The sequence below is a fragment of the Streptomyces sp. NPDC001858 genome, from assembly GCF_053594615.1.
The window spans coordinates 1-25,549 of the sequence record NZ_JBSFEV010000068.1; the positions used below are offsets into that span (position 1 = coordinate 1).

Genomic DNA, 25,549 nt, shown 5'->3' on the forward strand with positions numbered 1-25,549 from the left:
ACAAGGCGTACGCGGTCTCACGCAACCCTGTCTCCTCGCAATCGAACATCGGGGTAACGCTCTGCGACGACTCCCCAAGATCTGTGCCAGAACCCAGAAATTCGATGTGCTCAAGAACTTGATGAGCACCCTTTTCTGTACGATCTGGTGGGTGCAGCCACCCCAGGACGACATCGCCGATCTCCTCGCCCCCGTTCCGGCCGTACGGACCGGCAGCCTCGTGGGATACGCACGCGTGTCCACCAAGGGGCAGTTGCTCGACCGGCAGATCCACGCACTCAACACAGCGGGCCGCATTCGGATCTTCTCCGACAAGAAGTCCGGCAAGAACGCCGAACGCGAGGAACTGTGGAAGGCCCTCGACTACCTGCGCGAGGGCGACACCCTCGTCGTCCCGTCGCTGGACCGGCTCGGCCGTTCCATCCAGGACCTCATCGCGATCGTGTCCGGCCTGCGAAAGCGCGGCGTCGGCTTCACCTCGCTGCACGAGGCGCTCGACACGACCACACCCGGCGGGCGCCTGGTCTTCCACGTGTTCGCGGCCCTGGCGGAGTTCATCCGCGAACTCATCGTGCAGGGCACCAACGAGGGCCTGGACGCCGCCCGCGCCCGCGGCGCCCGACTCGGCCGCCCGCCGGCGATGACGGAGGAGCAGGTACGTCACGCCCGCGACCTGCTCGCCCGCCCGGAGAACACCGTCACCTCGATCGCGAAGCTCCTCGGCGTCTCAAGGAACACGATCTACAACTACGTTCCCGAACTGAAGGGCGGTCGCCTCGCCCTCGCTGAGGCAACGACCACGCCGGAACTGCCCCAACCCACCAGGTCCGAGGACTGATCACCGCCGTTTGCGGCTGGTGACAGCATTCTTACCGGCACCCCGTGTACCGCTGGAAGGTGGCACCCGAGCACGGCGGACACAGGGTGACGTAGCCGAGCGGAGTCTGCGTGCGCCAGCCGCCCCAGCGCGGGCCCTGCTCGCTGCAGCGGGAGCAGGTCCGGGCCCGGCCGACCAGGTCCTCGTCCACCTGCTCCCAACGGTCCAGGAGCTCGGAGTAGGCCCTCGGCAGGAACAGTGCTCCGTTGGTGCAGGTCATCAAGTCCAGGGGCCGGGTGTTGGCGATGTTCTCCCGGAGCCGGACCCCGCTGCGCGCCGCGACGAACTCGTCCCACGTCAGCGTTCCGGGCAGCCCGTTGGCCCCAAGCCGCTTCCAGTTGTCGTTCCACTCTTCGTAGGGCCGCCCCTCCTGATCCTTGCGGCGGGCCTCCCAGAACAGCCACGACGCGATCCGGGACCGCCAGGAGGCCGGGCCGCGGTACCCCATGCCCTGGTCGTCGCCGTCGCCGGCGTCGAAGAAGGTGGGCAGTGGCATCTCCACGACGTCGTCGACGTCCAGGCGGAAGTCCGCGAACGTCTGGGCCGCGCGGCGGATCTCGCGTTCGTCGTACGTCCACTTCGACTTGTTCTTGAAGCAGCGCACTGCGATGTCGCCGAAGACGACGTGGCCGTGACGGCGCACATGAACCATGTGCAGGAGGTCGTCCGGGTCCAGCGGAACAGGGGAGCCGGCGGAGATGTCCGCGAAGAAGGTGCGGGCGAGCTTGGGGCTGATCTGGGCCATGGCCGGATGGTGGCAGCGGGGACTGACAACACCCGCCCCGCATCCGCACACGTGAGTGGTTTCTCGTATGCCTGTTCGGTGGCGGCCCGGGGCGGCCCCGGCCAACTCGCTGACGTCGGGCCGGTGGCCGAAGCAGCGCAGGACCGAGTTCCGCCCCCCTTCGTGCCTGTCCGCATGGTCAGCGGGCTTGTGTGACCTCGATGGGCGCGTTGGGGCAGGTGCCGAGGATTTCGGAGACAGCCGTCTGTTCGGCGGGGTCGACAGCGAGGCTCCACCTGGTCTTGATGGCGACCCAGTCGGTTGCGTACGTGCAGCGGTAGCCGGTGGCCGGGGGCTGCCAGGTGGTGGGGTCCTGGTCGGCCTTGGACCGGTTGCTGGACGCAGACACCGCGATCAGCGCCCGGGCGTCGTCGAGGTCGTTGGCGTACGCCTGGCGTTCGGCGGCGGTCCAGGCGGAGGCGCCGGAGTCCCATGCTTCGGCAAGCGGGACCAGGTGGTCTACGTCGAGGGCGCGGGCCTGGGTGAAGTAGGTGTCGTCGTAGGGCGAATACCACGAGCCGCCGGTGAGTGCGCAGTTCGCGCCCTGTTCGGGGGCGGTGACGGCTTCCTCGATCAGCACCTCCGAGCGTGTGCTGCAGCCGTCGCGGTCGGCGTCGACCCAGTGGCGGAACTTGGTGCGTTCGTAGCCGGTGCGGTCCTCGTCCTGGACGGCGAGTGCGGCGAGAGCGTCGCGTACGGGAAGAACGATCGTGTCGCCGGGAGCAGCGTGCGCGGCACCCGGGGTGAGCAGAACGGTGAGTGTGGAGACGACGGCGGCCGCGGCGCCGACGATGCGGGGGAGACGCACGAGCGGGGTTCCTCTCGAAGATCACCAATAGATCCGGGATCTTCGTATCGGGCGCGGTCTCCTCCGGCGCAGGATTTGGCCGTCGACTCACCCGTCCAGACGGTAAGTCACATCATCGGCCGCCATCTTTCGGCGCGGGCTCGCGGACACCGGGACGTCAGCAGCCACGCAGCCCAGTCGAACGGGAGGCGGCGGATCGGCTGTGCGCACAGACGGCTGCCCGTGGCGGCTTGCGCCTCAGAACGCCCCTCGAACGGTCCGCTGTGGACTGTCACCACCGTGCGCCCCCCGATCGGGTGACGGCGGATCGGTTCTGTCCGGGGTGGGCCGGAGCTGACGGGTGTTGGTTCGCCGGGCGTCCACTCACCGGCGAGGTGAGTGTGATGTGTGCCACGAGTGAGTCGATTCTTGAATGATGAACTGTCCCAAGTGGGCCTGTTGTCCCAGCTCACAGGATGCATGTCGAACAACTGCACTCACTTAGGACTCACATTCTGCTTACAGATCAACTCTCTGAGTAATATTTCTTGGGGGTCGGATGAGTCTGGAGTCCCTGAAATCGACAAGGTGGTGCCTGAGGGCCCGATCAACGGGGCGCTCGCGCAGGCCAGTTGGCCTGCGCCGGGACATGCCCGGTCCTCAGCGCAGAGGGCCGGAGCTCGCACTGCCTGGAGGATGCATGGGCAACGGCGACGTCACCACTGACGTATCGCCCCTGGACGGCGGCCACGGTCAGCCCGTTCAGGCCCCTCCCGATCTGCCCCTCGACTTCGAGGGCTTCTACCTGGGGCACCAGGAGTTCTTCCACGACTTCGCGGAGATCCACCTCGGCAGCCGCCGCACCGCCGAACACGTGGTCCACCAGGTGTTCCTGGAGATCCTCGGGGGCTGGGACGGACTGCTGCAGCAGGGCGACCTCGAACAGCAGACGCTCGCCGTGCTGCACCGCGGTGTCACCCGCCGCCTGGACGAGGACGGGCGCCCGCCCGCTTTCCTCATCAACGGGCCGATAGCGAAGAACCTCGAGGCGGTCCGCAGCCAGCTGGAGCTCAACAGCAGCGCCGGCGGCCTGTACGAGGGGATCCTGGAACTGCCCACCCGGCAGTTCACCGTGATCGTCCTGCGCCACCTGCTCGGCTACCCCACCAAGCGGATCGCCCGCTACATGGGCCTGGACACCCGCACCGTCGACTACCACGGCCGCAAGGCCAAGGAGCGCCTGCGCATCCGGCTGGACCTGCCCGCGGCGCCCAGCAAGAACAAGAAGGGGGCAGCACAGTGACCGCCATCGATGAGCTCCTGGCCGACGCCCGCATCCCCACCGGGCCGCGGAACGGCTTCGACGTCGGCGCCGCCCTGCGCCACCTCGCCGCCGACGCGGCCGCGGCCACCGCCAAGCCGCACCCGGACACCGTCCGCGCCGCCCAGGCCGGCCAACGGCTGTCCGTGGTGTGCCGCTGGATCCTCAACCGGCCCGACGCCGCTGACCACGTCGACCGCCTCGCCCAGGAACCCGAGACGCTCACCGACGACCGCCACCTGGACGTGGACGGCGCGCTCGTCTTCGCGTGCCTCCTCCACCTGACCGACCACCGAGAGAGCGCCCAGTTCTGGTGGCAGCTCGCAGCGGGTGCCGGCCACCGGGCCGCCGCCTACTGCCTGCACCTGCACCACCTTGCCCTCGGTGAGACGAGGGAGGCACGGCACTGGCTGCACGAGGTCACCGACGACGTCCTCGACTCCGAGGCCCCCGACAGTACCTTCCTCGCCACCCTCGAGGCCGTCGCGACGTACGTACGCAAGACCGGCTCCAGCCGCACCAACGCCCCCACCGGGGACCTGGAGATGGAAGTCGACCGCCTGGCAACCAACAAGTCGGGCTCGTGCATCATCGTCCGGCGCCCCGACCGGCGCCTCGCCGACCAACTGCACGACTTCACCCGACGGTGAACTCGGCGGGCACCGCCACGGCTTGGTCCACACCCAGAAGCTGCGATGGTTTGCGTATCCAGGCCAGGGGTCGTACCTTCTGCGGCCTCAGCGATCCAGAGCGCGTATGGCGGATCTCACAGCCTCACGCTTGCAGTCTCCTGACCAGCGCTTTTCTCGTCGCTGAAGTTCAGTGAGTCAACCAGAGTCAACCAGTGACAACCAGAGTCAACGAACCCAACTGCCAGGTGACTTCGTTGACCTGAGTGTCAGTGCCGCATCACTAGACTGCTGTTCCACGCAAAAGGAGCCCTGCACCCCAACAGGTTTCCTAGGCCTCGAGTTGGGAGGGCTCCTTGCGCGGTGTTCCAGCACGCCCGAAAACGAGAGGAACTCCGTATGGACGAGAGTAACGCGAAACGCCAGCCCAAGCACCCGTCCCGCTGGGACAGGCGATGTATCGAAACCGTCCGCCACCTGGGGAAATGGGCGGTCCAGCAGGGACGGAATGTCCCGGGTGAGTTCCTGCAGGGCGCGGCGTACAAGCTCGGCAGCGGCGCCGTGACCCTGCTCATCCTGTGGTGGGAGACCCGGCACTGAAACTCTGGCGGGCCTGCCCTGGGGGCAGGCCCGCCTCATCCTCAACAACCCGCCGTTCGCCATCGGCAAGTCGGCTGCTGAGCTCTTGGCCGAAGGCGGGCTGTGCCCCGTTCTCGGCTTCGCCAAACTGGCACACGCCTCCGAGAACCACGTGCTGTGGGCAGCCGTGCCAGTGGGCCAACTCGGGGGACGCTCAGTATCCGCGGGGGGATCGGATGTGCATCACGCAACGCCGTGCTCAACGCCTCGGGGCAAGGCCCGGTTACGCCGCCGGGTCGCCGGAGGAGTCGGCAGAGCGCCGGCGGACGACGTCCGGCAGCTGGCGCGAGCACGCGGCCGGGATGAAGAAGAGGCCGGCCATACCCAGCCCGGTGACCACAAGGCTCAGCAGCCCGGCGGACACGCCGGTGTCGTCGACGCCGGCGACCCCGCAGAACACCGACACCGCGGCGATGAACAGCAGCACCATCACGGCCCACCGCTCCCGCAGCGGAGACGCCGTACAGGCCACCACGCTCATCCACCACGTCTGCCCGACGAGCACGCACAGCACTACGGCGGCCGCCGGGACCAGCGTCGGCAGCGCCCAGCGGATGACGTCGCCCGCGGGCAGCCGGTGCTGCCCGGTCAGGTAGCCGGCCCGCACCAGCCACACCACATACAGCGGCACGGCAGCCACGATCAGCACCCACATTGCGATCCGTAGCACCCACAGCGTGCCACGCCCGCTCATCGTCTCCCCGCGGCCGCTCGGCAATCGTCAACGCCTCGTGAAACGGGACGAGTTCGGGGCGGATGGCCCCGGTGGCGTCGCCGAGGAGGCCACGTACTTCTGGTCGAGGACGCATCGCTGGCATCGCACAGCGTGCACGCCTGACGCCCGCCTTCTTGGCGGCGTCCGGGGCTTGGTCCACCAGCACGGGCGCGCCCTGCGGTGCCTCGGCGCAGTCGGGAGCGTGCAGGACGCCACGGTCGGGCCCGCGCCAGCCGTCCAGCCGCTGGAGCACCCAGCCGGTCGGGGGGCGCGGTCCAGGGATCTCCCGCTCATGGGGCAGGAGAGAAGCCTTGGCCGGTACGCCACTGCTGTAGCCCATGTTCCACGCCTACGGTCTGTTCTCTGCGCAAGGCGGCCCGGCTGATGGGCAGTTGGGCCGTACCGCGAAGAGGAGGACGTTCATGCGATTAAGAACCGTTGCGGCCGCTTTCGCAATCAGTGCGGCGCTGGTGGTGACCAGCACTACGACGGCCCTGGCGGATCCGCTGCCGAACACGGAACCGCCTGAGGTCACGGTCACCCTGCAGGGCTCGGACTCCACCCTGGACACGAGCTGTACGTTCAACGCCATAAAGCCCAACCACAGCGGTTCTCGGATGACCGGTACCGGCGGCATCAAGACGTGCTCCGGCGGGCCCGTGGCTTGCACCAGCGAGGTGGACCTGGAGTTCTACAACGACTTCTCCGACCTGTGGATGACGGCAGCAACCTCTCGCCAGTACCTGTGCGCGCCACCGCTGCGGTCGTCGACATCGGCGGCAACCTGCGTGAACCACCCCGGTGACCCGAAGGTCGGCTGGCGCACCACCACGGTCGGGACGTTCGTGAACACAAGCGGCAGCGTGGGCGGAGCCAGTCCGGAAAGCCCCGTCCTGTGGGTTCCCTGCGCGTAGTGGGAAGTTGGACGGCCTGCGGGCGGGACAGACTCTCCGCAGGCCCTTCACTTGTTGCAGAGAGGATCTGACATGACCTCGGAGCACGACATGCTGTGGAGTCGCTGCACACACCTAGGCCGCGTCCTGCTCCCGCTGGTGGACCAGGAGCCATGGCGTCAGGCGCGTCGCCACGACAACCTGCGAGCCTGGGGCATCGACATCGCCGAAGGCGAGCAGCTGATCGAGGTTTTCGCAGCCCTGGCCACCCATGCCGTCTCGGTCGCAGCTTCCGTGCCCGCTGCGGCGCTTGACGCACTGCCTCTGGCCACGGTCGTCGAAGCGGCGACCAGCTTGCGCGGCATCGAACTGCTCGCCGGGCTACCCGACGCCTCCACTGCGGGCCCTGACGGACAGGCGGTCGGCCTCTTCCGCACCTACACGTACGAGGGCGGACAGACCAGCCGCTGGCTCTTCCAGCTCAGCCGGGAAGTCCGCCACGCACTGATCACCCTCGCCGAACGCCAGCCAATTCCGTCCTTCACATGCGGGGACGTCTTTCGCCAGGCCACCGAAGCCGGTCTGCTGCCATGATCAGGGGCTTTGGTGGCCTGGAAAGAAAACTGAGCCTCTTCACGGCCCACTGCCGGGCAGTGTCGGCGCGGGCACCCCGCGGGGAAGTCCCGCAGCTTGCGAGAGACGGAGGCGGCGGTGTCGCCGTTGGTGCCCACGCCTTCGGGCATCAGCCAGTTCATCGACAGTTGGCCCCCGCCGTGGCCATCCATGCGGTCCGTACGGAGATCGAGGCCTTCCACCGCACCACCGACTAGACACAGCCGACCCCGCACGACGTCGAAGCCGGCTGTGTGGGGCGCCCGTGCGTCAACACGGACGACCGAATCCGCGCGGTTGGTTGCTGGAGCCAGTCGCGTACGGAACTAAGGGGGAGCGTGGCAGCCCTGGCCCGTTCACGGCAAACAGAACTGGGACGGAACGCAAGAACCGGCCTCTTCCCGGCAGCTCGTCGGCGTCGGGCTCCGGTCAGGCTTGGAGAACAGCCAGGCCACCGGTCTAGCCGGAATTGACCACATGCTGTCTCAGATACAGTGCCGCCTGAAAATCGGGTCTGCCTCAAATCAGCACATGGGACAAGCGCGCATCAATGGCGTGCCCACGGCCTGCCGTGGTGGCACCATGCTGTCACGCCGCGACGCAGCGTCAACTGCCCGTGGCCTATGACGAATTGCTGGAGCCAGTCAGGCCCACGGCCGCCGGCCGTGGCCCGCCCTCACGTAGGGAACTTCCTCATGCACGATTCCGTGGCGCTCTGCGTCGTATCCGAAAGCTCTGCCCGCTGTGAGCTCGGCGGGGCGGAAGCCTCCGTCATCGTGGTGGTCATCATCGTGGCGGCCGCCCTGACCCTGGGCGGCATGCCGCCTACGGATGCGCTGTCCCTGTTGGGCGCAGCCGGCCTGCTGTCGGTGACCGTGACACAACTGGCCACTGGAGCAGCGACCCGGGTCCTGCGCCACCTTGCCCGGGCCCAGTCGGCCTCCCTGTCCCGGTAGGCGTGATCGTGGCACGAACCGAGAACCCGGTCCCTCGCCCGGACAGCGCCTTGGGCCGGCTCGCGAGCCACCTCCGGCGGTGCAGAGTCCGTGCAGGCCTGACCAACGCGGCGTTGGCAGCCCGTACGAAGTACAGCGCCACCACGCTGCAGCGGGCGGCGGGCGGTGCCGTCCTGCCCACGCTCAGGGTCGTCTTAGCGTACGAGGAGGCATGCGGCATAGCCGACGGCGAAGCGCGCCGGCTATGGGAGCAGGCCCGGCAGATGGCGGGACTCCGCGACCGGCGGCGGGCGGCGCCGCCCCATCCGGGGAAGGCACCCCGGCCGGATCTGATCGCTGACCGGGCGGACATGAGCCGGGCACTGCTGGATCTGCGCGAGCGCAGCGGACTGAGTTACCGCGCCATGGAGCACAGACTGGAAGAACGGCCCGAGCTGGGGCCACTGTCGCGTTCGACGGCACAGCGCCTACTCACGCGCCAGTCATTCCCCACCAGCCAGCGGCAACTGATGGCTCTGCTTCACGCCTGCGCGGTGCCCCAGCGGGCCTGGGGGGACTGGGTGCGCGCGTGGAAGAAGGTGCACCGAGCACAGGATCGGAAAGAGTCAGCAATCACCCCAGCCCGGAAGCTGGCAGCCCGTGAGGCGGAAGCAGAGCTGTCACGGTACGAACTTGAAGCAGTGGAGCCGTTCCGAAGCCCGACGGCGGCGTGGAGCGTCCGCTGCTGCATCTGTGGTGATCTCTTCCGGGTCCGGCTCAGTGACCTAGGCACCGGTTGGGTCGGATGCCCCAACCGATGTCCCACTGCACTCGTGCGGTCTGTCGCCGAAGCCCTCCTGAAGCCGCTCGATCCCCTGAAGTGCCCCCGTTGCGAGAGCCCGGTCGCCACGGCGCCGCACACCACATCGTTGGAAGGCTGCCCTGTATGCGGCGATGCGCTGCTTCCTCAGACCGCGCCGCTGTCGGGGGGCGGATACGGCGACAGCTCCTCCTTCTGACCATCAGGTGACGGGCCCGGCAGGTTCACGGCGCAGTAGGTCTGGGCGGGCATCGGCCAGCGGGAAGACCCGGTTGAGTCCGTCCACCAGCGCCGGGTCGATGCGGTAGATCCGGGCCTGCTCATCCCGTTGGAGCAGCCGGTCCGCACCGGGCGGGCCGACCTGGCGCTGCACTGCCTGGAAGCTGGTCAGCGTCCCGCCGATCTGCCGAATCGGGATCGGGATGGACGGGTGGACGGCGAAGTACTGCTGCACCGCGTCGTACGTGGAGCTCCCGCCCAGCTCGGTGATCCTGCGCAGCACGGACCGGGCACCGGGCGTGAGCGCCGCAACCATACGGAACAGCAACTGGTCGGTCCAGCCGTCTCCGAGGTCCTCGCTGGCGAGGTCCCGCGGGTCGGGCCGGGGGTCCGGAGCTGGGGCCGGCGGCCAGGTGCTGGGAACGACCGGCCGCAGCCCGTAGGCGGCCTGGACGGCGGCCATCGCCTGCTCGTAGGTGTCCGTCTCCGTGTCGATCGTCAGCCGCACGACGCCCCTCTCGGTAATCGATTCCGCCATCCTTCCCGACCCACGCCGTCCCCGGGTCCGGATCAAGCGTGCTCGGCGGCCGGTCTCTGTCCACAGGGGAGCGGTCCGACGCTGCCCGGTATGGATGATCAGCAGCACGCCAGGGTGTCGGCCCTGCTCCGACGCAAGCTCTTCGACGGCCTCGGACGCGCCGAACGAGCCCTCTTCACCCGTCCCGCACCGAAATCAGCGCAAGCCCAGATGAAATTCCTACTCACGCGCGCGAAGGGCTCCACGAAGGCCGTAGCCGAGCGCCTGGGCGTCTCCCGCCGCACGGTGGAGCGCTACCGCTCGGGTGCGATCAGGAAGCCCCGGAAGCGCCTCCAGGAGGCTCTGGTGCAGGAGACCGAGTCGCAGTGGCAACCGCAGGTCAGGGCGCAGGCAAGGCATCGCGCGGGCACGTCTGGGGGGTTCGTCATCTCCTGCCGCGCCTACTTCGGATTCGGCCCCGAGGGAACCTCGGATGCGGGCCGGGTACGGGACCTCATCGTCGCCGTCTCGTCCTCCCACGCCCGCGCCATCCTGGCGGCACAGGAGTCCGGTGCGACGGACAAGGATCTCCACGCACTGGTTGCGGAGGCCATCGCGGACGCCTATTTCCGCCAGGGCGGCGGCAGGCGCGCGGGCGTGGAGGTGAAATTCTCGGAGGTGGAATGGCTCGATATCAAGTTTTAGCCACACCGAATTCACGGCTGCTATAAACCTGTCTACTGAGCCGAAGCACGGTAGTTGTTACATAGGCAGGCTGGTTGTCACCGAGGTCAGCAAGCGCGTAAAAAGACGGACCCATCGTCCGGTCAGGGCGTGGGTGAGGCGTCGGTAAGCGACATCCACCGCCGGACGGTCTCCTGATGGGAACCGATTGCCGTGCTTGCGGCCACTGCCTCCGCGTCTACGCCGGAGCTCGGCGTTCCGGCGCGGGTCAACAGGACGAGCGGCCACTCAGGGCCCGCTCCCGTCGGCGCTCCATCGAAGGCGATCCAGTCCCAGGGCCCCTCGAATTGCCAGGCTCGCCCGGCTGCGTCGGCGATCTCATCGCCGGGCAGGAGAGCAGCGTACGGCCGCATCAACAGCTCGAAAGTGAAGGGGATCCCGTCGCCAGGGTGAAGGGTGTAACCCGTGCCGTCGAGATGGCTCTCGTCCGGAAACTCGCGGTAGGACAGGCCGCGGCGCAGCACAGCCACGGTGAGATGGGGGCGTGGTAGCCAGCCCGTCTCCATCGGCGGATCGTGATGGTCGACAGCCGTCACGTGTACCACCGTCGGTGGTACACCGACCCGGCAGAAGTCTCCCGGATGCAGTTGCTCGGGCGGCGGGTCAGTTCGAAACAGCTCCGCCTCTACTTCAGGCCCGACGCGCGCACTGCTGTTCACGCCCAGGGCAACGACCCCGTTCCAGTGCACGAACTCGCTGTCGGCGTCGATGTCCCACCACGGCCATCGCACCGACACGTAGTCCCACATCACAGCCTGCTCAACTCTGGCCGGCGTGAAAGGACAGACGACTGACAGCACGTCACCGACCCGGAAATCCCCCGCATCCGTCATGAGGCCAGGCTAGAGGGGCGCCCTTCGCGATCCACGGGGGCCCTACCAGCCACAGCGAACCGCTCGGACCTGCCCTGCAGCGCTCCTGCGAGTCGGCTGGAACGCTGAGCTGACGAGCGTGAGCGGCCGACGGTGACAGCAACTGTGCTTTCCTGGCTGACGGCGACAAGTAGCGTGCAGACCTGATGACAACTGCGGTGCCTCACCGCCGCAAACCCGCAGGTCTGTAGGAGCTGTGGGTGACACCTACCGTGCTTCGGCACACTACGGCTGCCGCGCCCACCGCGCGGCAGCCGGATTTCCCGTCACCCTCTCCACGACGATTGGGAGGCTCGTGTGAGCACCCCCGCACCCCGATCCCGCCGACGCCCCGGCGTCCCCGCCGCGCGCGGCGCCGCGTCCCGTGATCCGATCGACTGGGCTAGGGTCGGCCGCAACTCGGTACGACGGCGCGCCCGCGGGATGACCCACTCGGAGGCGGCTGCCGCCCTCGAGGAAGCCGAACTGCAGCGGCACATGGACCGCGACCGCCAGGACCTGGCCGACGATGAGCGCGGCCCGGCCGAACTCGGGGGGTGGGCGCGCATCGTGCAGCTGCTCGCCGACTCCGGCGGCGTGTACGACCCGGACGCCGACGCCGTGGTCCAGGACGAGCTGGCCGCCGACGCCGAACGCGAGCGCGCCCGGCAGCTGGAGAACGACAAGCAGCGCCTCCAGGAGGAGGAAGCCGAAGCCGCCCGCCGCGCCGCGCTCGCCCCCGACGTCCTGCGCCACGCACTGCTGCGCACCCTCACCCGCACCGGCCTGCTGGACTCCCTCACCAAGGACGAGCGGGCCGCCGTCAACCAGCTGCCCGAATCCGACCCCGCGGCCGCGCTCGCCGTCAACGCACTGCTCGCCCGCGCCCACCAAGCCGGAGCCGCCCTGCATCCGGGACCGCGTTGTGACGGGCGACCCTGACACGGTCGTCGCCGTGTGGGTGGAGTCGACCTGGTGCGGCACCCGGTACGAGACGCTCACCGCCGACGGCCAGGTCCACGTCGACGGCCGACCCCGCTGGGCGAGCCGCGGTACGAGGGCGAGGACGACCCCGACTACAACCCGATCTGCCACTGCCCGCGTACCCCCAAGCAGTTCTGCCTCACCTACGCCGGGTGCGCTGACTGCGGGCAGTGCCGTCATCCGCACATCTGGCCCCCGGCCCGGCCCTGATCACCGAGGGCAACCTCACAGGCTCCCGGTCAGCTGATCTTGACTGATCGCCAGGTCAACCTCACTGCCACGCGGCCGGGTCAGTCCAGGTCGGCGCTGGCCAGGGTGACCGCGAGCGCGATGTGGCCGACGGCGCTCAGGCAGAGTTCCGCCGCCGTGCTCGGATCGGAGGCGGTGCGCACCTCCTGCAATGTCAGCAGACCGGCGAGCACTGCGGAGTCGACCGCGTCGGTGAGGACCTCGTCTGCGGTGTACTCGCCGCTGGCCACCAGCTCACGCACCAGGGCGACGGCCTCCTGCGGATCGTGCCGCCAGCACGCAGCGACGTCGTCACCGGCACCTGCCAGTTCCATCGCGGCGGCCTGCTCCACCGTCGGCAGCGGCACACCGTTCACGCCTGGCGGGTCGGCCGGCTCCGTGAGTTCCTCGGCCTGCGCCACGGCGCACCGCGCGGCGTACGTCCGCCGGGCCTCCTCCCGCTCCCGCACCCGGGCGGCCGGCCACCGGGCGTCATCCTCGGCACGGGCCCGGTCCAGCAGGAGGCCGGCGCTGAGACTGACCTGGATACACGGCAACAGGGCCACCTCCACGGCCTCCTGGCCGGGCGGAGCGGCGGCGATCGGCTCATACACCGCGCCCGCCGCTTCGGCGCAGGCGCCGATCAGCCGGGTCAGGGCACCGATCAGCCGTGCGTTGCGGCGCCGGCGGGCGGGAAGGTCCAGGCAGTCAGGTGGCGTAGTCACTCCGACACTATGCCGTTCGGACGGTGGTGGACACCTCGAGGAAGGGGGGACTGAACAGTTCCGCCACTCCATCCGGCCAAGGTCAGGAGTCAACCGGTCAAGATCGCCTTGTCATGAGACACGCACATCCAACAACGCCACTGTCATGCTCGCCGGTTGGAGCGTGACAGCACCCGCAAGAATGCCCTCTGATGTCCCATTTCCAGGGCGTGGACCAGGCCTTCCCCCACCAGAGTCCGGATCAGCGTGACAGCGTGACGCGTGACAGAGCACCCCTCCGGGCCGTCCGCGGATAGGCACCGTGACGGGTGGTTTCTGGGAGAACACTGCCGCGCGGTGCAGGCGCTGGCCTACCGTGCGGTCACATGAACATCGAGCTGACTGACGATGAGCACCTGCGTGCCCTGGCCGCGCTGGAGGCCGTCGTCGGAAACAACGATGAGGCCCTGGCGGCCCTGGCCGGCAGGGAGGGCGAACGCCCGCTGCCAGCGCTGCTCGCCTCGTACGGGCAGCACACACTCCACCGCATCCTCATCGCCGCCTTCGGTATCGACGCCACCATGGACTACGACGAAACGGGCCGGCTAGTCGCAGAGATCAACAGTGACCCGATGGCCCGGGTGGTCTTCGTCCTGACCGATGCCCTGCACAATCAGGCGTCTCTCGCCGGCGACGACCCCGCCACCGCGAAGCTGGTCGCCGGATCCGTCCTCCTGGCGATCCATGCGTTCACCGATGCCGACGACCAGGACGCCCTGACGCTGCTGCACGCCCTGCGCAACGAGGTCCTCCGGGGCGTCTGAAGCGGCCAGCAGCAACTGGCCCGGACGTGGTCGCCCAGCTCGTGGAAGGCCTGTCGCAGGCTCACCGACGCCGGACCCGGCTATGCCGTTCGAACCCAGGGTCCACGTGGGTCCCTGTGGCCTGGGTCCACATGGGTCCAGGATCTGTGTCATGGGCGCCGCTCTGTGTCATCACCCCCCGTTTTCCCTGGTAGAAGCGCTCGCCTGTGTCACTGTTCACCTGTGTCATCGGGCCGGGTTTCGTTCGTACCGCAGACCGGTACGGCACCCCGGCGATACTGTGAGGAGACACGCCAGACGACGCCCTGGGAGCCCTCGATGAGCCAGGAGCCGGCCGCCCCGCCGCCCGACCGCCAGCCGCTCGACGAATCTGCCGCCGCCTCGGTCCTTAAATACGCGGCCGACCAGCGCGCGCGAGTCGATGTCCTCGCCTCCGTCCTCGAGGACATCGCCGAACACGGTTACCCCTCGCCCGAGTCCGGCGTGCCATGGGAGGTCGCCCGCGACACCCATCTCGCCCGTCTCGCCGACGGGCAGGCCCGTGTCGCCTGAGCATGGCACGCGGCGCTCCCGGGTCATCCTGGTGGAACCCGCGCTCACCCAGCTGGCGAAGCTCATCGCGACCGAGACGCACCGCCTGGACCGCGCGATCGTCGCCATCAGCGTCAACCCAGCGCTCGGCACCGAGGTGCCCGGGACCCTGCTGCGCGACTACGTCGACGAGATCGACGGCGTGCGGGTGATCTACTACGTGACGGCCCTGGGGTCGATCACGATCGTCGCGTACGTTGAGGCGTAGGGCCTCCCGAGCACCCCGCGGCAGCGCCCCGGACCGTCGTGGTCCGGGGCGCTGCTGCTTGTACTGCACGGTGCAGCGCCGGTTGCCGTGGGATCCGTTGCTCGGTGTTGCCCGGCTGCTGCTCGTGGGCGGCTGGGGCGCTGCTCGTGATGCCGGGGACCGTTGACACTCCGCCCCTCGGGCCTGGTGGCACAAGGGTGCTGCATGGGCAGCAGGGCCCGTTGCTGCACGCAGCAGCGCCGTGCAGCAGCCAAACGATTGTTTGCTGCACGGCGCTGCTGCTCGGGGTTACTCCGTCTCGCCTGCGGCCCACCGCTCCATCGGGCTCGGGGTCTTCTTCACCAGGGTGTCGCGGCGGGACTGCGCGGTGGCCCGGGTGACGCCCATGGAGCTCGCCAGCGCCCCGCACGAGCCGCCCTGCGCGGCGCGTGCTGGCGTACGGCGGCGTCCCGGATGCCCCCTCCAGCCGGTTCAGCAGACCGTTGGACACCAGGATCGTGTTCGCGAGGTCCTCGGTGCTCGCCCCGCTGGCGTGCAGCTGCGCAAGGCCGTGCAGTACCGAACCGAGCCGCATGGCGAGCTGCCCAACGTCATCGCCCAGGGCCTGGGCGTCGGCGGTGGAGAGCGGGATCGTGAGGTCGGGAACGGGGTTGGTGTGCTCGGGCTGGGTGGTCATCGGGGCCTTCCCATGGGGCGGTGGCGGGTGCTGGGCGGGTTTCTAGAGCCATTCGAAGGCGCGGCGGACGTCGCCCGCGGCCCCGGCGAGGTTGTCGGCGTGCAGCCGTACGTCGAAGTCGTACGGGTCGTCGGCGGCCTCCATGACGCGCTCGGAGGCGGCGTCGAAGACGCTGGCGAACGCCTCGTGGACGCCGGCGGCCTTGAGGGCCTGGACGATGTCGTCCGGGTCAGCGCCGCCGCGCCGGACGGCGTCAGTGAGCAGACCCAGCGCGGCGGCCGCGGCTGCCGCAAGCACGGCCACGTCCGATGGTGGTGCCGACTCCCGTTCGGCCGACGTCTCGACGCTGCTGATCCGGGCGAGGGCCTTCGACTGCTGCTCCATGGGAACTCCGATTGGGTGCGTGGATGCGAGGGGAGGCTGTGGTGGGTGGAGTCGCCGGAGAGCGATGACATTCCGAGTCGACGGCCCTGGCGGCACGCGGGTGCGGCGCGGTGGCGGTCCGGGCGAGGTAGCCGGCAGCGGCGTCGACGAAGGTGTCGTGGGCGACCTTCGCGGCCTCGCGGGCGGCGGTCAGCTCCTGGGTGGTGGCGTACGCGTCGCGCATCGCGTAGGTCAGCGTGACCATGTGGTCGGCTGCGGCGCGCACGGACTGGTCCTCGATAGCGCTGCGCGTCAGGAGCCCTGGTCGAAGCCGTGGTCGAAGCCGTCCAGCAGAGGCTCCAGCTCCTGGGCGGCACCGCACAGCGTGCACAGTCGGACGCCCGCTTTCTCGGCAGCGTCCAGGGCCTGGTCCACCTTCAGCACGGGAGCACCCTGCGGTGCCTCGACACAGTCGGGAGCGTGCAGGACGCCACGGTCAGGACCGCGCTGGCCGTGCAGCTTCTGCAGTACCCAGCCGGTCGGGCGGCGCGGTCTGAGGATCTCCCGCTCGATCGGCGGCGGAAGCCGGGTGGTGGGGACGTCGTCGTATGAGACGCCGTCGACGGGTTCCACGTGCTCAGGAGCCTTCACCCACACCGTGTACCTGACGGGCTCCACACCCCCGTCCTCGGTGTTCTGCCAGGCCGGGATGGAGACGCGGAACCGCCATCCATCGAGGGTCTGGCGGCGCTCGTGGAGGAGCGCTCGCACGGTGGCGTGCCGGAGACCGCTGCGGGCGTCCGGGCGTTCCGGTCCGTCGACCACGGTCCAGAAGCCGTGCGTGACGATCGCGGCGGCCAGTTCGCGTAGTTCGGCGACCTGCTGCTGCTCGGAGTCCGTCCAGCCGGGGGAGTCCGGGCGGGCGGGGGACGTGGGGAGCCCGTAGCCCTCGGGCCGCGCCCAGGCCTCCATCGGCTCCACGCTGTAGGGCAGTTTCTTGAACAGCACCGCAAGACCGGCGCGCGCTGCCTGGAGGTCGCGCTGCACCTTGAGGAGGTCGTCGGGATATTAGTTCGACCCCGCGTGGCCGGGAGCCCGGCGTGCCGGTCGCCGGCCCTGCGGCGCAGGCGTCGGCAATCACGTTCGACCTGTCACACATCCGGGTGACAAGAACCTCCAAAGTGCTGTCACCGAGCCCCTATAGGTACGCACACGCCGCGGCCGCGCATCGGTCGACGACACCTGCCCACCATCCCGAGCTGCTCCCCGTACGCCCTGTGTACGGGGAGCAGCTCTGTTCACCATCACCAGCGCAGAGGAGACCGCATGATCACCATCCATCGGGTGGCGCTCGTCACCCCCACCACCATGGAGGCCGACGCCTACCGGGAGTTCTGCTGGGGCGTCGGCCTGGAGCGCACGGACACCGGCTACGGGCTGCTCCTGGCCTTCGACGCGTCCAACGGTGACGAGTTCACCGCGGTCGTCGACGACGTGGAGTACGTACGGCTCCTGATGGTGACCTCCGGGGTCGCCGTGCCCACCGCCAAGGTCACCCACGTACTGCACGCCTGGCCGGATCTGCGTCCCGAGGCCGCCACTGTCTGGCCCTGAAGCGGACCACGCCCGGTCAGGCGGCAGGTCCGGCCGGTTCGCCGCGCAGCAGGTCGGGGCGGGCGTCGGCGAGGGCGAAGGCCCGCTGGAGGCCGGCCACGAGCACGTCGTCGATGCGGTAGCGCCGCGATCGTTCATCTCGTTGGAGGAGCGGGCCGACGCCATCCGGGCCGACCCGGCGCTGTACCGCCTTGACGCTGGTCAGGGTGCCGCCGATCTTCGACGGCGGGATCGGGTGCGTTGGGTGGCAGACGAAGTGCTGCTGCACGTCCTCGTAGGAGGCGGCACCGCCCAGCTCGGTGATCCGGCGCAGGACCGCCCGGGCCCCGGGCACCAGCGAGGCGATCGTGTGGAACAGCAGCTGGTCCGTCCAGCCGTCGGAGAGGTCGTCGTCGGCGAGGTTCTGGGGGCCGGGGCGCGGGTCCGCGGCGGGTACGTCCGGCCAGGCAACCGGGACGTCCGGCCGCAGCCCGTAGGCAGCTTGGACGGCGGCGATCGCCTGCTCGTAGGTGTCCGTCTCGGTGTCGACCGTCAGCCGCACAACCGCCCCTCCCGTGATGATGAGCTCCCCCGCCCATCCTTCCCGGCGTCCGGCGTCCTCTGTCCACAGGGGCCCGGCCCGAGGCTGCCGGGTATGGATGATCAGCACACCAACCCGGCGTCGGCCACGCTCCGGCGCAAGCTCTTCGACGGCCTCGGGCGGGCCGAACGCGCCCTGTTCACCCGTCCCGCGCCGAAATCCGCGCGAGCCCAGATGAAATTCCTCCTCACGCGCGCCAAGGGCTCCACGACGGCCGTAGCCGAACGGCTGGGCATCTCCCGCCGCACTGTGGAGCGCTACCGCTCGGGCGCCGCCAGGAAGCCGCAGAAGCGCCTCCAGGAGGCACTGGTGCAGGAGACCGAAGCGCAGTGGCAACCGCAGGTCAAGGCACAGGCGAGGCAACGCGCCGTCACGTCTGGAAGGCTCGTCATCTCCTGCCGCGCCTTCTTCGGGTTCGGCCCTGAGGGGTCCTCGGACGCGGGCCGGGTGAGGGACATCATGACCGCTGTCTCGCCCATGCACGCCGACCTGATCCTGGCCGCCCGGGAGAGCGGAGCGACGGACGATGAACTGCACGAGCTGGTTGCGGAGGCCATTGCCGACGCCTATTTCCGCCGGGAGGGCGGCGGGCGCGCGGGCCTGCACGTCGAATTAAAGGACATAGAATGGCTCGATATCTCGTTTTAGCCGCACGGAATTCACCGCTGCGATAAACCTGTCTACGGCTGCCGCGTCCACCGCGCGGCAGCCGGATTCCCTGTCACCGTTTCCGCGACGAATGGGAGGCTCGTGTGAGCACCCCCGCATCCCGATCCCACCGGCGCCCGCGCGTGCCCGCCCACCGCGCGGCCGCGCCCCGCGAGCCGGTCGACTGGGCGAAGGTCGGGCGCCGCTCGGTCCGCCGGCGGGCCCGCGGTATGACCCACCCGGAGGCGGCGCCCGCCCTCGAGGACGCAGAGCTGCAGCAGCACATGGTCCGCGACCACGAGGACCTCGCCGGCGATGAGCGCGGCCCGGCCGAAGTCGCTGAGTGGACGCGCATCGTGCAGCTGCTCGCCGACACCGGCGGCACGTACGACCCGGACGCCGACGCCGTGGTCCAGGACGAGCTGGCGGCCGACGCCGAACGCGAGCGCGCCCGGCAGTTGGAGGACGAGCGGCGCCTCCAGGAGGAGAAGGCCGAAGCCGCCCGCCGTGCCGCGCTCGCCCCCGACGTCCTGTGCCACGCCCTGCTGCGCACTCTGGCCCGCACCGGACTCCTGGACTCTCTGAGCGAGGACGAGCGGGCCGCCGTCGACCGGCTGCCCGAGACCGACCCCGCGGCCGCGCTCGCCGTCAACACCCTGCTCGCCCGCGCCCACGAGGCCGGCCTCGGCTCCCGCCCGGGAACCGCGTCGTGACCGGCGACCCGGACACGGTGATCGCCGTGTGGACGGAGTCGACCTGGTGCGGCACCCGCTTCGAGACGCTCACCGCCAACGGCCAGGTCCACATCGACGGCCAGCCCCCGATCGGCGAACCCCGGTACTACGAGGGCGAGGACGACCCGGACTCCAACCCGGTCTGCCACTGCATGCACACCCCCAAGCAGTTCTGCCTCGCGTGCGCCAGCTGCGCCGCCTGCGGGCAGTGCCGTGGCCCGCACATCTGGCCTCCGGCCCGGATCTGATCACGGAGAGTAGACCTCACAGGTTCCCGGTCCACCTGTGACACGAGCGGGAGCCTGTGAGCCCGAATGCCCTATTCACCCTGTTCGCCTGTGAGGTCGAACCCGCGAATTCCCAGGTGGAAGCGTTCCTGAGAGGCGACCTGTAACCCTGTGACCTGACCGCCTCCGGCAGCCCGGACCGTTCACCGAGCGTCACCCCGCGCGGGTGGGCGCCGTTGTACGGGTGTGGAATGGACACAGCTGCTGAAGGACCTCGCCGACGCGGTACGGGTGCGCAACTCCAAGGTGGCGGCGCTGCGCAACGCCGGGGCGCGCGTGAGCGAGCTGGCCGCGCAGGCCATCGACGCCGGCGCCCCCGCCCAGGCGCTCACCAGAGCCCTGGCGACGCTGGAGCCGACGCTCGCCCAGGACCGCCCGCACGTGTGCGGCCAGGGCCCCGTCGTCCCGCCGCTGCGCCCGGCCCCCGTACCCGAGCAGGCCACCGAGCCCATTCCGGCCGACGTCATGGAGCAGTTCTTCCACGGCCCCCGCCGGTACTCGCTCGCTGAGGCGTTCGAAGAAGACGTCCTGCGGTGGAAGCCGGCCACGATCCGCACCTACTTCAAGCGCTCGCGTGAGCGCGGCATCCCGGTCCCCGAGGGAGTGACGGAGGGCGGAACCGCGACGTACACCGCGGACGAGCTCACCACCTGGGTGCGGGCGTGGGAGGAGCAGGCCGGCCTCCCCAACGGAGGGCGTCCCACCGAGCCGAAGACCCCGGCCCCGGCTGTCCCGTGACACGGAACCTTGACCGGTTGCCACTGAAGTTTGATCGCCGCAGCGGACATAGGCTGATTCAACTATCAGCCGGAGGAGCGTCACGCCATGGAACCGACCGTCGACAGGCCAGCGCTGCAGGTTACCGTCGCAGACATCCGTACCCTTTTGGACTCTTCCGCTGAGTTCCCCGTTCTGTACATCAATTACGGTCCTGGCGACGGGGGCACCGAAGCGGAGCTGGACGTGTGGGCCGCAGGCCTGGTCTACCAGGCCGACATCGTCCTCACCCGCGCGACCGCGCTGGACCTGCTTGGTGAGGAACCCGATAGCGAGACCATCGCGGCGTTCTTGCCGAAGGTTCAGAAATCCGTGGACCAGATGGTCTCGGTCCGAGGCATGTGAGGCAGATCTGCTGCTCGAGGGACCGTCTCATTCGGCTATAGCCCCGGCACCATGCCGCCTCCCCGATCTGTGGCGATCAATCTTCGGTGTCACAAACCGGCGTTGGTCAACCTTCAGTGGCAACCGGTCAAGGTTCCGTGTCACGGGACACCGGCAGACGGTTGACCGAGCGTGATCGTCACGCGTCACGCTCGCCTGTCACACCTCTTGTCACAGACCCCGCCCACGCTTGTCACGCTGCCCCGTCCGGCCCGTAATCCCGGGCCCGAGGGCCGTTTTCCGGGCCGTCACCCGAAAGTGTCACGCTCCCGCCGACCGGCACTGGCTGTAGTCGCACGATCGGCCGGTCGCCTTCAGCCGTGACTCGCGTCGGCGGGACCCAGCTGCGCCGTACGAACCTGGGTCCCTGGGTCCTGGGTCCGGCGTTTTCCCAGGCGGCCCCGCGACCTGGGTCCACCTGCGTCCTGGGTCCAGCCGGGGGCCGCGGATCTGTGTCATCGGCGCCGATCTGTGTCATCAACCCCCTGTTTTCCCAGGTCGTCGTGACCATCTGTGTCACTGTTCAGCTGTGTCATCAACCTCCGGCGGGCAACGCGGAACAGGTCCTCGTCCGGGTGTGGTTCCGTCATACACCTCCCCTTGCTGTACGCCCTGCTGTACGGTCGGAGCATGTCGAAGTCAGTGACGATCCGGGTCCCCGAGGACCTCCACACCCAGCTGCAGGAGCGTGCCGAGACCGAGGGCACCACGGTCACCGCGCTCATCACCGAGGCCGCGCGCAACGCGGTCCGCGACCCCCGCCTCGACGGCGCCGCGGACGTCTTCCGCCAGTTCGTCGCCGACAACGCGGACGCGTTCGACGCGGCGTTCCCCGACGATGCCCCCTCCCGTCTGGATGCTGCCAAGGTCCCGGGGCGGGCGGCCTGAGGTGGAGCTCCACATCGACATCCGCTGGCTGCTGGAGCGCCAGGCGGAAGTGCTGCCCAAGCAGCCCTCGGTCCACGACTTCTCCAACCTCGTGGCGGCCGTCGCCCGACACCGCGTCAACACCCCGCAAGTCGGCGTGACAGTCGACAACGCCTGGCGCGCGGCGGCCCTGATGCACGCCATCATCCGGCTGCGCCCCCTCCCGGCCCGCAACGCGCTGTATGGCGCCGCGATCGTCACGGCGTACATGGATGCTGCGGACGAAGCCGTCGACCCGCCGTACGGCGCGCTGATCGACCTCGCCCGGGACATCGACGCTGGCCGTGCTGACGGGTACGACGCGGCCGATCGCATTCGCTCCTGGCGAATCTGATCTCGTCCTGATGCGCAGCGCCCCGGACTGCCCCCTCGTCCGGGGCGCTGCTGCGTGTGCTGCTCGGTTGTAGAGCCGGTCGCAACGAGGTCCGTTGCTCGGTCCTGCTCGATCGTGTCTGGAGGCTGCTCGAGACTCCAGTCCAGAGAGCGTTGACACTCCGGTCCGTCGGCCACTGTGGCCTGGGCGTTTCCCGCCCGAGGGAACGCTGTGCACGGATCTGACATACGCATCCCGCGCACGAAAAGCGGCGCCGCTCCCCCATGGCGAGGGCGCGACGTCGTCCTGATGAGCGGCTGACCGCGCTACGAGGCGGGCGCGGCCATGGCCAGCCGGGGATGGGTTCTGGAGATCTCTGTGCAGACGTTGACGGCGGTGTCGATGTACTGCTCGAAGTCGGGGGTGTCGGCGCGGGTGATCTCGTGGGCCGCTTTCATCGCCTCCCACGCCGCCACGTGTCGCAGGCTGCCGTGCCAGCTGTCGTCGATCGCGACCGAGAGGTACTGGACGAAGCCGAACTGGTACGTCCCGGCATCAGCCACCTCGTGCTCCCTGCGGTGGGCCTGGCGGGCTTTCTCGAAGAAGGCGCCGGCCTCTTCGGGCCCCAGGGTCTCGAAGATGATCCGGAAGAACGGGGAGACGAGCGAGGCGCTCGGGGGCCACCCGGCGCGGCGGCCGAAGCGCTCATGCATCTCATCGAACAGCAGCAAGCCGTAGTCGTGGGTCACGCTCCACCACTACGCCAGCCACCGGCAGCGAGGCGGAACGCCGCGCCTCCTGACACACGGATCCATCCGTAAGCGTCACGGCGGGGGTGCTCGGTGTCGACGTCGACACCGAGCACGCGAACGGCGCTGCACCCGCAGGTGCAGCGCCGCGATGTCGTGTCACCCGGCCGGGCGGGCGGCCGGGTCAGCCGACGGCGTGCAGAGAGCCGCGCCTCTTAGCGGCCGTGGCCTTCTTCGCGGCGGCGACGGCCGCTCGCTTCTTGCGCTGCTCGGCAAGTTGGTCCTGGTAGGCGGCGACGGCCTTGTGGTAGTTCGCCACGTACGTCTTGCTGTCCAGTCGGTCTGCCTTGGGCATCGCCTTCACGGCGGCCAGGGCGTCCTCGGGGGAGGCGTGGCCGGCCAGCATCGGGTTGATCTGATAGACGCCGTTGCGGACCTTCTTGACGAGCTTGGCCAGCTCCAGCTCCCGCAGTGCGGCGTTCACGCTGGGGCGGCTGAGCCCGAGCAGTTCACCGAGGGCGGCCTGGTCGATGCTGATGCGTCCGCCGGCCTCGCTGCGTCCCCGGAGCTTGAGCAGCGCGCGGTAGGCGGCAGGCGGCAGGTCCAGGTCGGCGAGAAGGCTGTCGGCGTTGGTCGCCGCCCACTTCAAGGTGCTCACTGGGCTGTTCCCTCCTCCTGGCGCTGGGCACGGGCCAACCGGCGTGCAGCGCGTTCTTCAGCCCGCTTCTTGCGCAGTTCCTCGATCGCCTCGCGCATGTGCTCCAGCGACGGGAACCGCACCAGCTGCGGCAGGCTCTCATCCTTGCGGATCTTCGCGATCGTCCTGTCCTGGTCGACCTGGACGTACTCGGCTTCGACCAGCTCGGTGCCCGGGATGAACTCAGCTACACGGTACGAGTAGGGCGGGTTGAACTGGTAGACGCCCCGGCGCACCTTGAAGACGATGCCGTGCGACATCACTTCCCCGAGGGCCTCGTTGATCTTCGCTCGCTGCACGTCCAGGACCGTCGACATCTCCTCCTGGGTCAGCCGGATCTGCCCGCCGGCCTTCTGGCAGGCGATCATCAGCAGGATCAGCCGCAGGGGCAGGGCCTCGCGGAAGTACTGCGCGATCAGGAAGAAGAACTCCAGCGAGTCCATGGAGAACGCCTTCGGCCGCTCCGGAGTGTCGTAGAACTCCATCGGCTTGCGCTTGCTGCTCAGCGAGATGTGCCGGTCCGGGTAGCGGCCAGCGAGCGAATCCAGGTCCTCAACCGGCCTGGTCGGCTTCGACCACGCCTGGATCTCATCGTCAAGGGGCAGCTCCGGGCGGCGCGGCGCGCGCTTCGCTGCGGGACGACGGCGCTGTGGCTCGGATGACACGAGGCTGCTCTCCACTTCGCTGATCTTGGACGCCAGCAGTATGTCAGTCACGCCGACAGATATGTCGGTCTGGCTGACGTTCCGGCGTGTTGTGTCCCCCCAGGGGGGACAGATCTCCCCCCTGCGCGCTCCAGCGGACCGACTCAACGGAACGCCCCCGCGAATGTCGGCGTGGCTGACGTTTTACGCTCTGCACTGTCGGCCCTGCTGACATTTGGCCGTCGATGTGACTCCTCAGGAGGTACATATCGACGGCGTTGTGTACCGGCTGAGTGGACAGAACGTCGAAACTGCATCGCCCTGACCAGCAGGTTCTTGGTTTCGGTAGGTATTAGGTGGCTGAGGTCAGCGCGAACGGCGGCCGGCACCACCGCGGCGCCGCCGTCGGCGGCCGGCACTCGCGTCGACGGCCTGGTGGCTCAGGCGGCTTCGCGTGCGGCTCCGTCGACCAGCTGCAGACCATAGGCGGCACCAGCGGCTCTGAGTCTCGGGTGGTGGCGACCGTGACGAACAAGCAGCAGCAAGGCGCGGCTGGGGCCGGAAATTGGTTACGCCGTCCGGCCCGGGGGCCGGTCGGCTCCTGTACCTCCGCAGGCTGAATTTCGAATTCTCCATATCCGAGGTTCCTTTCTTTGGCTAAGCTCAGTGAGGCGTAGCGAGTTTTCCGGCTGCACGTAAGTCGAATTCAACTGGAAATCGGCAACTAGAATTAAAAGGGGGCATTCCTTGCGCGGGAGGTACGCCCTATCGATTCCAGAGTCTATCTAGTGCTTCGAAGTGAAGCACTCCAGCCGATCGGAGCTCACTCGAACGAGTCACCGCCTCCAGGTGTCACCCTCTCCCTGATCCTCCGTCACCACCCGTCCCCACCCCCTGACTCACCCGCGCCCTGTTCCCCAACCTCCCTCTCCTCCTTGCTGCTGCTTTTCCTCACGTTCACCTTTCACGGTCTGGGGGTTGGGGGCTGGAGCGCAGCGGAGGCCCCGTTCGGGGCTCGGGCGGGATCGGCCGCAGCGCGGCCGTGGCGCGTGGCGCGCAGCGGCTCGCGCCCAACTCGCGGGCGCAGCCCGTGAGTTGATGCTGGGTCACGCAGTGACCCAGCTCGCGCTCACGCGGAGCGTGAGCGCAACGGTTGCGCGGAGCGCAACCGTTCGCTTGCTCCGGGCGAAGCCCGGAGGGACCCGCCGCGCGGGTCGCTCCGCGCGGATCTGAAGAGCAGCACTCTGAACACCACTCACGGGTAGCACAAGGGC

Annotated in this window: 33 protein-coding genes; 21 read left to right on the forward strand and 12 right to left on the reverse strand. The window is 69.1% G+C overall.

What is annotated here, in order from left to right; translation table 11 throughout:
* Window positions 1-151: 151 nt before the first annotated feature.
* The gene (locus tag ACWCPF_RS43375; protein WP_451050663.1) at window positions 152-838 is read left to right on the forward strand and encodes a recombinase family protein; all 687 of its coding nucleotides are present in this window, start codon (window positions 152-154) and stop codon (window positions 836-838) included.
* Between the two features lie 31 nt (window positions 839-869).
* Here the strand turns inward: ACWCPF_RS43375 and ACWCPF_RS43380 are convergent, their stop codons facing one another.
* Window positions 870-1,622 (reverse strand): hypothetical protein, encoded by a 753-nt coding sequence (locus ACWCPF_RS43380; RefSeq protein ID WP_451050664.1) that lies wholly within the window; start codon window positions 1,620-1,622, stop codon window positions 870-872.
* Window positions 1,623-1,800: 178 nt separating this feature from the next.
* Complete coding sequence (locus ACWCPF_RS43385) at window positions 1,801-2,469, reverse strand: HNH endonuclease family protein (RefSeq protein WP_451050665.1); 669 nt, start codon at window positions 2,467-2,469, stop codon at window positions 1,801-1,803.
* Window positions 2,470-3,148: 679 nt separating this feature from the next.
* On the opposite strand from ACWCPF_RS43385, the gene ACWCPF_RS43390 reads away from it, so the two are divergent.
* The 3 genes from ACWCPF_RS43390 (at window position 3,149) to ACWCPF_RS43400 (ending at window position 4,998) form a co-directional block, all read left to right on the forward strand.
* Window positions 3,149-3,751, forward strand: coding sequence for a sigma-70 family RNA polymerase sigma factor (locus ACWCPF_RS43390; protein WP_451050666.1), 603 nt, complete (start codon window positions 3,149-3,151; stop codon window positions 3,749-3,751).
* Window positions 3,748-4,419, forward strand: a complete 672-nt coding sequence (locus ACWCPF_RS43395; protein WP_451050667.1) for a hypothetical protein — start codon at window positions 3,748-3,750, stop codon at window positions 4,417-4,419. Before ACWCPF_RS43390 ends, ACWCPF_RS43395 begins: the two co-directional genes overlap by 4 nt.
* Window positions 4,420-4,797: 378 nt before the next feature.
* A complete protein-coding gene (locus ACWCPF_RS43400) occupies window positions 4,798-4,998 on the forward strand; it encodes a hypothetical protein (protein ID WP_451050668.1) in 201 nt (66 codons plus the stop codon).
* Between the two features lie 262 nt (window positions 4,999-5,260).
* Here the strand turns inward: ACWCPF_RS43400 and ACWCPF_RS43405 are convergent, their stop codons facing one another.
* Window positions 5,261-5,731, reverse strand: coding sequence for a hypothetical protein (locus ACWCPF_RS43405; protein WP_451050669.1), 471 nt, complete (start codon window positions 5,729-5,731; stop codon window positions 5,261-5,263).
* Window positions 5,732-6,090: 359 nt separating this feature from the next.
* Between ACWCPF_RS43405 and ACWCPF_RS43410 the strand changes: the two genes are divergently transcribed.
* From ACWCPF_RS43410 to ACWCPF_RS43425, 4 genes are all read left to right on the forward strand, one after another.
* On the forward strand, window positions 6,091-6,666 hold the full coding sequence (locus tag ACWCPF_RS43410; protein WP_451050670.1) for a hypothetical protein: 576 nt from the start codon (window positions 6,091-6,093) through the stop codon (window positions 6,664-6,666).
* A gap of 72 nt (window positions 6,667-6,738) precedes the next feature.
* Window positions 6,739-7,239 (forward strand): hypothetical protein, encoded by a 501-nt coding sequence (locus tag ACWCPF_RS43415; RefSeq protein WP_451050671.1) that lies wholly within the window; start codon window positions 6,739-6,741, stop codon window positions 7,237-7,239.
* Between the two features lie 713 nt (window positions 7,240-7,952).
* A complete protein-coding gene (locus ACWCPF_RS43420; RefSeq protein ID WP_451050672.1) occupies window positions 7,953-8,213 on the forward strand; it encodes a hypothetical protein in 261 nt (86 codons plus the stop codon).
* Between the two features lie 8 nt (window positions 8,214-8,221).
* A complete protein-coding gene (locus ACWCPF_RS43425) occupies window positions 8,222-9,211 on the forward strand; it encodes a helix-turn-helix domain-containing protein (protein ID WP_451050673.1) in 990 nt (329 codons plus the stop codon).
* Between the two features lie 3 nt (window positions 9,212-9,214).
* Here the strand turns inward: ACWCPF_RS43425 and ACWCPF_RS43430 are convergent, their stop codons facing one another.
* A complete protein-coding gene (locus ACWCPF_RS43430; RefSeq protein WP_451050674.1) occupies window positions 9,215-9,769 on the reverse strand; it encodes a hypothetical protein in 555 nt (184 codons plus the stop codon).
* Between the two features lie 90 nt (window positions 9,770-9,859).
* On the opposite strand from ACWCPF_RS43430, the gene tpg (ACWCPF_RS43435) reads away from it, so the two are divergent.
* Window positions 9,860-10,453, forward strand: a complete 594-nt coding sequence (gene tpg, locus ACWCPF_RS43435; protein ID WP_451050675.1) for a telomere-protecting terminal protein Tpg — start codon at window positions 9,860-9,862, stop codon at window positions 10,451-10,453.
* A 122-nt stretch (window positions 10,454-10,575) separates the two neighbouring features.
* Here tpg (ACWCPF_RS43435) and ACWCPF_RS43440 read toward each other — a convergent pair whose 3' ends face one another.
* A complete protein-coding gene (locus ACWCPF_RS43440; protein ID WP_451050676.1) occupies window positions 10,576-11,325 on the reverse strand; it encodes a hypothetical protein in 750 nt (249 codons plus the stop codon).
* A 336-nt stretch (window positions 11,326-11,661) separates the two neighbouring features.
* On the opposite strand from ACWCPF_RS43440, the gene ACWCPF_RS43445 reads away from it, so the two are divergent.
* Window positions 11,662-12,285 (forward strand): hypothetical protein, encoded by a 624-nt coding sequence (locus ACWCPF_RS43445; protein WP_451050677.1) that lies wholly within the window; start codon window positions 11,662-11,664, stop codon window positions 12,283-12,285.
* Window positions 12,286-12,617: 332 nt separating this feature from the next.
* On the opposite strand, the gene ACWCPF_RS43450 is transcribed toward ACWCPF_RS43445, so the two are convergent.
* Window positions 12,618-13,280, reverse strand: a complete 663-nt coding sequence (locus tag ACWCPF_RS43450) for a hypothetical protein (protein ID WP_451050678.1) — start codon at window positions 13,278-13,280, stop codon at window positions 12,618-12,620.
* A gap of 365 nt (window positions 13,281-13,645) precedes the next feature.
* Between ACWCPF_RS43450 and ACWCPF_RS43455 the strand changes: the two genes are divergently transcribed.
* The 3 genes from ACWCPF_RS43455 to ACWCPF_RS43465 all read left to right on the forward strand — a co-directional run bounded on the left by ACWCPF_RS43455 (window position 13,646) and on the right by ACWCPF_RS43465 (window position 14,882).
* Window positions 13,646-14,083 carry a hypothetical protein gene (locus ACWCPF_RS43455; protein ID WP_451050679.1) on the forward strand — a complete coding sequence of 146 codons (438 nt, stop codon included), beginning with the start codon at window positions 13,646-13,648 and terminating at the stop codon, window positions 14,081-14,083.
* A 318-nt stretch (window positions 14,084-14,401) separates the two neighbouring features.
* Complete coding sequence (locus tag ACWCPF_RS43460; RefSeq protein WP_451050680.1) at window positions 14,402-14,635, forward strand: hypothetical protein; 234 nt, start codon at window positions 14,402-14,404, stop codon at window positions 14,633-14,635.
* Window positions 14,625-14,882: a hypothetical protein gene (locus tag ACWCPF_RS43465; RefSeq protein ID WP_451050681.1), complete on the forward strand. Its 258-nt coding sequence runs from the start codon at window positions 14,625-14,627 to the stop codon at window positions 14,880-14,882. Before ACWCPF_RS43460 ends, ACWCPF_RS43465 begins: the two co-directional genes overlap by 11 nt.
* Window positions 14,883-15,600: 718 nt before the next feature.
* Here ACWCPF_RS43465 and ACWCPF_RS43470 read toward each other — a convergent pair.
* A complete protein-coding gene (locus ACWCPF_RS43470; protein WP_451050682.1) occupies window positions 15,601-15,942 on the reverse strand; it encodes a hypothetical protein in 342 nt (113 codons plus the stop codon).
* 291 nt (window positions 15,943-16,233) lie between these two features.
* A complete protein-coding gene (locus ACWCPF_RS43475; protein WP_451050683.1) occupies window positions 16,234-16,968 on the reverse strand; it encodes a DUF6233 domain-containing protein in 735 nt (244 codons plus the stop codon).
* Window positions 16,969-17,247: 279 nt separating this feature from the next.
* Between ACWCPF_RS43475 and ACWCPF_RS43480 the strand changes: the two genes are divergently transcribed.
* A complete protein-coding gene (locus ACWCPF_RS43480) occupies window positions 17,248-17,535 on the forward strand; it encodes a hypothetical protein (protein WP_451050684.1) in 288 nt (95 codons plus the stop codon).
* Window positions 17,536-17,551: 16 nt separating this feature from the next.
* On the opposite strand, the gene ACWCPF_RS43485 is transcribed toward ACWCPF_RS43480, so the two are convergent.
* Window positions 17,552-18,076 carry a hypothetical protein gene (locus ACWCPF_RS43485; RefSeq protein ID WP_451050685.1) on the reverse strand — a complete coding sequence of 175 codons (525 nt, stop codon included), beginning with the start codon at window positions 18,074-18,076 and terminating at the stop codon, window positions 17,552-17,554.
* Window positions 18,077-18,169: 93 nt separating this feature from the next.
* Between ACWCPF_RS43485 and tpg (ACWCPF_RS43490) the strand changes: the two genes are divergently transcribed.
* From tpg (ACWCPF_RS43490) to ACWCPF_RS43520, 7 genes are all read left to right on the forward strand, one after another.
* Complete coding sequence (gene tpg, locus ACWCPF_RS43490) at window positions 18,170-18,763, forward strand: telomere-protecting terminal protein Tpg (protein ID WP_451050686.1); 594 nt, start codon at window positions 18,170-18,172, stop codon at window positions 18,761-18,763.
* A gap of 104 nt (window positions 18,764-18,867) precedes the next feature.
* Window positions 18,868-19,476 (forward strand): hypothetical protein, encoded by a 609-nt coding sequence (locus ACWCPF_RS43495; RefSeq protein WP_451050687.1) that lies wholly within the window; start codon window positions 18,868-18,870, stop codon window positions 19,474-19,476.
* Window positions 19,473-19,745, forward strand: coding sequence for a hypothetical protein (locus ACWCPF_RS43500; RefSeq protein ID WP_451050688.1), 273 nt, complete (start codon window positions 19,473-19,475; stop codon window positions 19,743-19,745). The genes ACWCPF_RS43495 and ACWCPF_RS43500 overlap by 4 nt, the downstream gene beginning before the upstream one ends.
* Window positions 19,746-19,970: 225 nt before the next feature.
* Entirely contained in the window at window positions 19,971-20,522 is a 552-nt protein-coding gene (locus tag ACWCPF_RS43505; RefSeq protein WP_451050689.1) for a hypothetical protein, read from the forward strand.
* A gap of 87 nt (window positions 20,523-20,609) precedes the next feature.
* Complete coding sequence (locus ACWCPF_RS43510) at window positions 20,610-20,906, forward strand: hypothetical protein (RefSeq protein ID WP_451050690.1); 297 nt, start codon at window positions 20,610-20,612, stop codon at window positions 20,904-20,906.
* 669 nt (window positions 20,907-21,575) lie between these two features.
* A complete protein-coding gene (locus ACWCPF_RS43515; RefSeq protein ID WP_451050691.1) occupies window positions 21,576-21,833 on the forward strand; it encodes a YlcI/YnfO family protein in 258 nt (85 codons plus the stop codon).
* Window positions 21,802-22,206: a toxin Doc gene (locus ACWCPF_RS43520; protein WP_451050692.1), complete on the forward strand. Its 405-nt coding sequence runs from the start codon at window positions 21,802-21,804 to the stop codon at window positions 22,204-22,206. Before ACWCPF_RS43515 ends, ACWCPF_RS43520 begins: the two co-directional genes overlap by 32 nt.
* 305 nt (window positions 22,207-22,511) lie before the next feature.
* Here ACWCPF_RS43520 and ACWCPF_RS43525 read toward each other — a convergent pair whose 3' ends face one another.
* The 3 genes from ACWCPF_RS43525 to ACWCPF_RS43535 form a co-directional block, all read right to left on the reverse strand.
* Complete coding sequence (locus ACWCPF_RS43525; protein WP_451050693.1) at window positions 22,512-22,934, reverse strand: hypothetical protein; 423 nt, start codon at window positions 22,932-22,934, stop codon at window positions 22,512-22,514.
* A gap of 184 nt (window positions 22,935-23,118) precedes the next feature.
* Window positions 23,119-23,592 carry a MarR family transcriptional regulator gene (locus ACWCPF_RS43530; protein ID WP_451050694.1) on the reverse strand — a complete coding sequence of 158 codons (474 nt, stop codon included), beginning with the start codon at window positions 23,590-23,592 and terminating at the stop codon, window positions 23,119-23,121.
* Window positions 23,589-24,347, reverse strand: a complete 759-nt coding sequence (locus ACWCPF_RS43535) for a hypothetical protein (protein WP_451050695.1) — start codon at window positions 24,345-24,347, stop codon at window positions 23,589-23,591. The genes ACWCPF_RS43530 and ACWCPF_RS43535 overlap by 4 nt, the downstream gene beginning before the upstream one ends.
* Window positions 24,348-25,549: the final 1,202 nt, after the last annotated feature.